Origin of the sequence: Streptococcus oralis, from assembly GCF_001578945.1 — a bacterium.
Taxonomy (GTDB): domain Bacteria; phylum Bacillota; class Bacilli; order Lactobacillales; family Streptococcaceae; genus Streptococcus; species Streptococcus oralis_Q.
The window spans coordinates 44,151-51,617 of the sequence record NZ_KQ969552.1 but is presented as its reverse complement, the minus strand read 5'-3'; the positions used below and the strand labels follow the sequence as shown (position 1 = coordinate 51,617).

Annotated in this window: 6 protein-coding genes and 1 pseudogene; 5 read left to right on the top strand and 2 right to left on the bottom strand. The window is 31.6% G+C overall.

Annotated features, from left to right (window positions below):
• Positions 1-122 precede the first annotated feature (122 nt).
• From SORDD16_RS05655 to SORDD16_RS05640, 4 genes and pseudogenes are all read left to right on the top strand, one after another.
• Positions 123-1,742 carry a hypothetical protein gene (locus SORDD16_RS05655; protein ID WP_061452687.1) on the top strand — a complete coding sequence of 540 codons (1,620 nt, stop codon included), beginning with the start codon at positions 123-125 and terminating at the stop codon, positions 1,740-1,742.
• Entirely contained in the window at positions 1,729-2,271 is a 543-nt protein-coding gene (locus tag SORDD16_RS05650) for an ABC-three component system middle component 1 (protein ID WP_061452686.1), read from the top strand. The genes SORDD16_RS05655 and SORDD16_RS05650 overlap by 14 nt, the downstream gene beginning before the upstream one ends.
• Positions 2,264-4,906 (top strand): AAA family ATPase, encoded by a 2,643-nt coding sequence (locus tag SORDD16_RS05645; protein WP_061452685.1) that lies wholly within the window; start codon positions 2,264-2,266, stop codon positions 4,904-4,906. The genes SORDD16_RS05650 and SORDD16_RS05645 overlap by 8 nt, the downstream gene beginning before the upstream one ends.
• A 292-nt stretch (positions 4,907-5,198) precedes the next feature.
• Positions 5,199-5,502, top strand: a pseudogene (locus SORDD16_RS05640) (heavy metal-binding domain-containing protein).
• Positions 5,503-5,549: 47 nt separating this feature from the next.
• Here the strand turns inward: SORDD16_RS05640 and SORDD16_RS05635 are convergent.
• Together SORDD16_RS05635 and SORDD16_RS05630 are read right to left on the bottom strand one after the other, a co-directional pair.
• Positions 5,550-5,792 (bottom strand): type B 50S ribosomal protein L31, encoded by a 243-nt coding sequence (locus tag SORDD16_RS05635; RefSeq protein ID WP_000710762.1) that lies wholly within the window; start codon positions 5,790-5,792, stop codon positions 5,550-5,552.
• A gap of 95 nt (positions 5,793-5,887) precedes the next feature.
• Positions 5,888-6,823, bottom strand: a complete 936-nt coding sequence (locus SORDD16_RS05630) for a DHH family phosphoesterase (RefSeq protein WP_061452684.1) — start codon at positions 6,821-6,823, stop codon at positions 5,888-5,890.
• Between the two features lie 103 nt (positions 6,824-6,926).
• On the opposite strand from SORDD16_RS05630, the gene SORDD16_RS05625 reads away from it, so the two are divergent.
• Positions 6,927-7,373: a flavodoxin gene (locus SORDD16_RS05625; protein WP_061452683.1), complete on the top strand. Its 447-nt coding sequence runs from the start codon at positions 6,927-6,929 to the stop codon at positions 7,371-7,373.
• Positions 7,374-7,467 lie beyond the last annotated feature (94 nt).

Genomic DNA, 7,467 nt, shown 5'->3' with positions numbered 1-7,467 from the left:
ATATAATTAGGTAAGACCATTTATAATTAATGAAAACGGAAAATCGACTAAGGGAGAGATTCCAAAGGTGTGGAAAAAATGGTTGAGATGGATAAATAATAGAGAGAACACTAAGGGTAATCATGCTAGAAGGTATTTTAAAATGTTGTTCTGAAGATATTTCTGATGAAGATAAAAATAGTATATTAAACATGGATTTCAATCAGTCTATTGATCAAATACGTGCTCCTATAAACAATGCTGATCTTGAAGATATTTTATCGAAACAGGAAACAGCTGATGATGGTGGTATTGTCGCAATGACAGGATTTTATTATCAAATGATGGTTTCAGTTCTTTATTTAGGAGAAGTTTTTCTAGGTAAATGGGATGGAATGTATCTAGATTACCATCAGGATATTGTGCTGTTTAATAATTCAGAGAAAATAGTCAAATTTGTTCAAGTTAAAACAAAAAATAGGTCTTATTCACCAGCTGACATTAAAATAGCTAATAGCTGGATTCCTAAATTATTTATTACAGCATATAACATAGAAAAATTATCAGGATTTGATTTAAGGTTTGAAATAGTATCTAATTGTTTCTATCAAGATACAAAAAGCTTTAATATCTCACAGTTTTACCCTAACTCAGCTGATAAGAGTGATAAACAAATTAAAAAGCTAGTTGCTGAAAATTTTGATGCAGAACATATTGAATCTGAAAGTACAAAAGACATTTTTTTAAATCAGGCATTTCAAAATTTCAATATGAAGCATTTCCTCCCTGAAGAATTAGAAGATAAGATAGCAACAAGTATTCCAAAAATTCTAGGGTTTGAGTATAGTCAACTTTCAACTGAAATATTAAACCAAGTTATTGCTGAGTTTTTCAATGCTTGTTACGATCCCAAGGATGCTTCAATTCAATTGATTAAAGACGAAAAATTAAATAATTTAAGAGAATATATTAAGAAAAAATTAACAGATAATTTAACCAAGGAATATCATAGTAAATCTGATGAAAAAATCTTGACCCAATATTTTACAAAATTAGATAGTGATTATTCGAATTCAAAACTGAATTCAAATTTTATCAGTGAGTTTAAATTATTTGTGGATGGCTTTAGGGAAGATTTAGAAAATATTTTGTCAGATTGTGATTTAACAATGAAGAGTATTATCAATTTATATCTAAAATATAATAAAGGTATAGATGTAAAACTTGAAGAAAGAGAGTGTGAAAGTCATTTTAATGATTTACTGTCATTGCTACTTTTCCTCAAGATTTCTATTAAAAAGAATTTAATGATTGAAGATGAAAATAGGCACATTTTATCAATAAAATTAGACAGACTCCTATTTTTGATTTTAGGGAATAATGATGATATGAGAGATTCTTTGGAAGTTATTAAGAACTTCAAAGATTTATTTCCAATGCTAGATAATTCAGAAAAACTAAGAATAGCGAGTACTCAAGATGTTTCTATAATTATTTCAGGTCAATTTGATAATGAAAATAGTGATCAACACATTGAACTAAAAAAAGAAGAGCTTGATTTTTCTTTAAATCCTAGCATAAATAATTCTAAATTAGATGAAATTAATGCAAATAATATTACAGAAGTTCAGATACCAATTAATATTTTATATGCACATCGTGATAACTTAAATGCAGTAAATAAAACTAGAAAACAATACAATAATCTTAAAGAGATGCAGAAAAAGATTGATGAGGAGTTGAAGTTAAATGCCACTAGTTGAGGAGTTAGTAAATCAAATTAATAACGCTCAATACAAAGATATAACTGTTCAGGGGATAGAGTATCGTACTTTTTATGATGAGGTAAATGGAAATTTACTTATTATTTATAATGAACAAATTATACAAAATCATTTGTTAAGAGAGGAAATTAATAATATAGCGAAAAATATTAGAGAAGTTATCAAGAAATCTACGAAATATAATTTATGGAATACGTATTTTTTAATTGTGGTTAATAAAAACTCGTTTAATGAAAAGTATTATTACATAGAAAGAGATGTAAGGAACCTCAGAAAGTATGTTATTCAAACTGAAATGGATATTTTAAGGCTACCATTTCTGGATATATCAAATAGTAACAAGGAAGCGAAGCAAGTAGAAGAAAGTCTATACTTTACTAACGAAAAAATTAATGAATTGTATGTAAGTATAAAGAATAAAGGCGGCGAACAAAAAAAATTAACTAATGCTGAAATAAATAAAATTTTGGAAGAAATAAATTTTTTAGAAGGTAGAGTATATGACTAGATTAGAGCAAGTAACGATAAGAAATTTTAGAAATTTCCAAGGAGAACATAAGTTTGACTTCACTAAAGACATTACTATATTTTTAGGTGATAATGGAAACGGAAAAAGTTCGATTTTTGATGCTATTCAATGGTGTATATTAGGTGAAATTGATAGAATTAATGAAAAACGTTCTGAATCGTTAAAGTATATATTAATAAACAACGATTCTGATGACTGTTTTGTTGAAATACTTTTTTCAAATAAACTAAAGCTTAAAAGATCAGTTTCACGAAATAGCAATATAACTGTTAAGTGCCAAGATGGAAGTGGTAAGATTGTAAGAGGTGAGGAAAATGTGAGACATTGTCTCAATAAAGTGTTTGGAGATGTTCAGAATAGGAATTTTGATTTTCAGGAAGCTTTTAAATCCTCTTTGCTTGCTCAAGAGCAGGTATTGAATTTTATTGCAAGTGATACTCCAACTCAACGATACAACGTCCTTTCTTCGATACTAGGAATGGAAGAAATAACAAATATAAAACAAAACTTAGAAACAGCCAGAAGAGTAATAGAAAAGAAGATTAATGAAGAAGACAGAATTGAGAAACAAATCAGAGAAGAAATCAAAAAGCAGAAATTAAAACTCGAAACGAAATATAATATAGCTAATATAAATATAGAAGTTGCTAATGCATTGAATTTTGAAGATAAACAAAATGAAAAGGACAATCTTGTAAAAAGTAAGAGTCATATAGAAGATAAACTAAATAGATTTCATTCATTGCAAAAAAAGATTGATGAAGATGTCGGAAATCTAAGTAGACTAACAGAGAAGATAAAAAGATTAAATAGTGATTTAATAGATGCTCAGAGTGAAAAAGATAGGATAATAAAAGAGCTTGCTTTAAATGAAAATAGTATTGAGCAAAACGGAAAGAATATTGAACGAGTTGAGCAAGAAATGCAAATTTTATCTCAAAATGTAGAGAAGAGGGGGGAACTGAAAAAAATAGAGAACCAATTGTCAAGTCCTGAACTCTATGAATTATCGTTTGAACTCGAAGAAAATATTCAAAAACAAGTTTCTAATTTTGAACGTTTACTAGATGAATATCAATATGCTTTGTCAAATATTGCTGAATATAATCAATTATTACAAAATAGGGGAAGCATTCCAAAGTCTATTGATGAATTTAAACAAAAAATTAAACAGAGAGAACTTGAAATAACTAATCAACAAAATTATATTACAAACTTGAATTCTGAACTACTTTCAAATGATTCAGACAATGATATTAATTTGTTAATCGGAATGATTCGTGAAGCCTCTAGTTTTGTAAATAGTCACAGAGAATTTGAAAATAATTGTCCGGTGTGCAACCAGAGTGTTGTAAATATTTCTGAACACTTTGACAGGAGGATCGCATACTTGCTTCAGCAAAGCGAAATTACTGCTGAGAGAATTAGTAAACATAAGAGGCAGATACAAGAAGTTGAAGAAAATGTTAATAATAAGCGGAAAGAGATATCGCAACTCCAAAATAATATATTAAAGTTAGAAAATCAAAGTAGTGAAATCCAGAGAAGACTTCAAAGTATAGAAGATCACTATCTATATGTAAAAGTAAATTTTAGTTTGGATAATACTCAAGTAGATTTAAAAATAAATAATCTAAAATATGGTATTGAGAAGCGACAACAATATTTGCAGTTGAAAAAGAAAAAAAGTCAGATTGAGAGGCAGTTAGAAGAGAATTCTAATATAAAATTTTCTGGTTTAAACTTGAATCAATTACTTGAAGAGGATGAAACTCTTAAAAAAAAGAACAATGAGTTAGTAGTTCTTGAAAGAAAAATAGCATTAAAAATAGAGAAGCAAAAATCAACTTTGGATTCTCTTAAACGAATGGCTGAACTTCTTAATGAAATCTCCGAAGAGTATAGCTTTATTGATAATGATAATCTTTCAATAGTTTTGACAGATTTAATAAATGATAAAGCTAAAAAAATAGCTATATTATCGCAAGAGTTAGTAAATCATACAAGCATTATTGAGTACAATACTATAAAAGATGATTTACTTGATAAAGAAGAGTCATTACATCGTATTCAGAAGATAAAAGAAAAGCTTGATAATAAATTTAAAATAGTTGACGACGAAATTAATCGTATTAATGATAGATTTACTTTTTCCAAGATAGTTAATAGCAATAAATCCGTAATTCAAAAATATTTTAACTACCTTAATCCAAATGTAACTACCTATAGAAATCTTTATTTTAATATAGACGACATTAAAAATACATTAGATATTGAAATAGTAAATAATGATCGGCCTGTCAATGTTGCAAATATCCTAAGTTCTGGACAACTTAATGTTTTAGCAGTTTCAATTTTTATTGCAAGGAATATCGCTCGAAATAATTCACCAATTGATTTTATTGCTATAGACGATCCTATTCAAAATATGGATGATATTAATCAATTTTCGATGATTGATGTTTTGGGCAAATTGAATAAACAGCTCATTTTTACAACACATGATGCAAAATATGTAAACCTTTTTTTGAAGAAAAATGAATTTCGGCTGAATAACATTTCTGTTTATTATTTAGATGCTGAAGAAGGTACTTATGGAAATATACTAGAATAATGTTAATATAAAAATAGCCAGTTTTTCAATTTGTATAATTAAGTTTTGGAAAAAAAGTTTTTTGTTTAAAATAAGAGGAATTCCACATTTTCTGAAATTGACTATAATCATGAATTGCTAATGATAGAGGCACATTACGAAAGTTATATTTAGTGTTTCACAAATTGTCATTTGTTCAATAAAACAACACTTAAAAACATCATCATACTGAAAACCAAAGGATAATTTTTTTACAAAGTCGATAAAAGAGACTACAATATTCTAAAAGAAGCAATGAGGACCCAAAGATGATATGAGGATTGAAGGAAAGGAAATCCTAGAATTTAAAGGGATTGTCTTTGGTGAGGTAGTTGCTGGGGTTAAAATGTTCAAAGATATGTTGGCTGCTTCCCTAATATTTTTGGCGGTCGTGCTAGTAGTTATAAAGTAGAATTGACCCAATCGAGAGAAGAAGCTCTATCAGAAATGATGGCGCGTGCAAGTGAGTGTTGCGCAAATGCTATCATAGGGGGCAAGATGGACTACGAAACCTTATGTGCTGAAAATGGTATGCGATGGTTACCTGTAGCGGAACAGCAGTCGTGCTCGAGCCCTGATTTGAAGAAATCAAAAAAAGAACAGTGGTAACTGTTCTTTTTTTTGATTATTTGAGACCGTATTTTTTGTTGAAACGATCCACACGTCCATCTGCTTGAGTGAACTTTTGACGTCCAGTGTAGAATGGGTGTGAGTCTGATGAAATTTCAACACGGATCAATGGGTAAGTTTCGCCTTCGAACTCAACAGTTTCGTTAGAGCGTTTTGTTGAACCGCTAAGGAATTTGTAACCAGTAGTTGTGTCCATGAAGACAACTGGGCGATATTCTGGATGGATATCTTTTTTCATTTTGCAATATTTCCTTTCTGCCATGGTCTCTTTGCGAGCCATAGATTGTTACCATACTAGTCTATCAGATTCTAAAAAGTTTGGCAAGTGTTTTATCAGTTTTTAAGCAAGTTTTTTAACTTTTGATAGATGATTTCGTTTTCTTCTAGACTATAGGAATTGGCGCCACTGGCTAATGGGTGTCCTCCTCCGTCGTGTTGTTTGGCAATTTCATTGATAGGGGTGATTTTACTACGCATTCGCACACGGAAGTGACCATCAGCTTGTTCAACAAAGATAGCCCAAGCCTTAACAGTATCGATTCGACCAGGTGCTCCAACAATTGCCGCCGTTTCAGCATCCGTAACCCTATATTTTTCCAAGATGTTTTGAGTAAGCAGAACGCGTGCAGCCCCATTCTCATCAACTTCTAAGTGATCATAGACAAAGCCTTGAAGTTTTGCAATCTTAAAGCTCATGGTATCCATTTGACGAGACAATCCAGCAAAGTCAAAATCAACTTCTCGGAGCTGGCCAGCTATTTTAAAGGTACGGGCACTAGTTGACGGGTAGAGAAAACGCCCTGTGTCCCCGACAATTCCTGCATAGAGAAGTCGTGCAGCTTCGCTAGACAAAGCAAGCTGATTTTCTTGAGCAAATAGAGCAATCATTTCACTGGCACTGCTTGAACTTGTATCGACCCAAGATAGGTCACCATAAATATCATCATTTGGATGGTGATCGATTTTGATGGTGAAATCAGCTTGTTCGTAGCGTTTATCATCGATACGAGGACGATTCGCTGTATCACAAATAATAGCAAGAGCTCCGTGGTAGTCACTGTCTTGGACAGTATCCATTTCCGCCATCCAAGTTAGAGTTGGTTCGTTAAAACCGACTGCTTTGACGGTCTTTTCAGGAAAATGATGTTTGAGCAAAGCTTTCAAGCCTATCTGACTCCCCAAGGCATCAGGGTCTGGTTTCATATGGCGATGAATAATAATGGTATCGTATTCTTTGATTTTCTCTAATATTTGCTGGCAAATTTCCATAAATAACCTCAATTCTTTCTCATTTCATTGTAGCACAAGAATTTTTATTTTTAAAATGAAAAAGATATGATATAATGGAGAAAGATAAATTGAGGAGGACGATATGGCATTAGCAAAAATTGTATTTGCCAGTATGACCGGTAATACCGAAGAAATTGCAGATATTGTAGCAGATAAATTGCGTGACTTGGGCTTGGATGTCGATGTGGATGAATGTACTACTGTTGACGCTTCAGACTTCTTGGAGGCGGATATCGCAATCGTTGCGACCTATACCTATGGTGACGGTGAATTGCCAGATGAGATGATGGACTTCTACGAAGACCTAGCAGATCTCAACTTGAACGGTAAAATCTACGGAGTGGTCGGTTCAGGAGATACCTTCTACGACGAATTCTGTAAGGCTGTCGATGACTTTGATCGCGTTTTTGTAGCGACAGGAGCAGAAAAAGGTTCAGAGTGTGTTAAAGTAGACCTTTCTGCCGAAGAAGAAGATATTGAGCGCCTAGAAGCCTTTGCTGAAGAAATTGCAGCCAAGGTAGAAGCCTAAAGGAATTGACGAATCATAATGGAAGTGACTAGAAGTTAAATTCTGGTCATTTTTTTATCGATAAAACTGTAAGCGTTTTTCGGACTTTTTGATG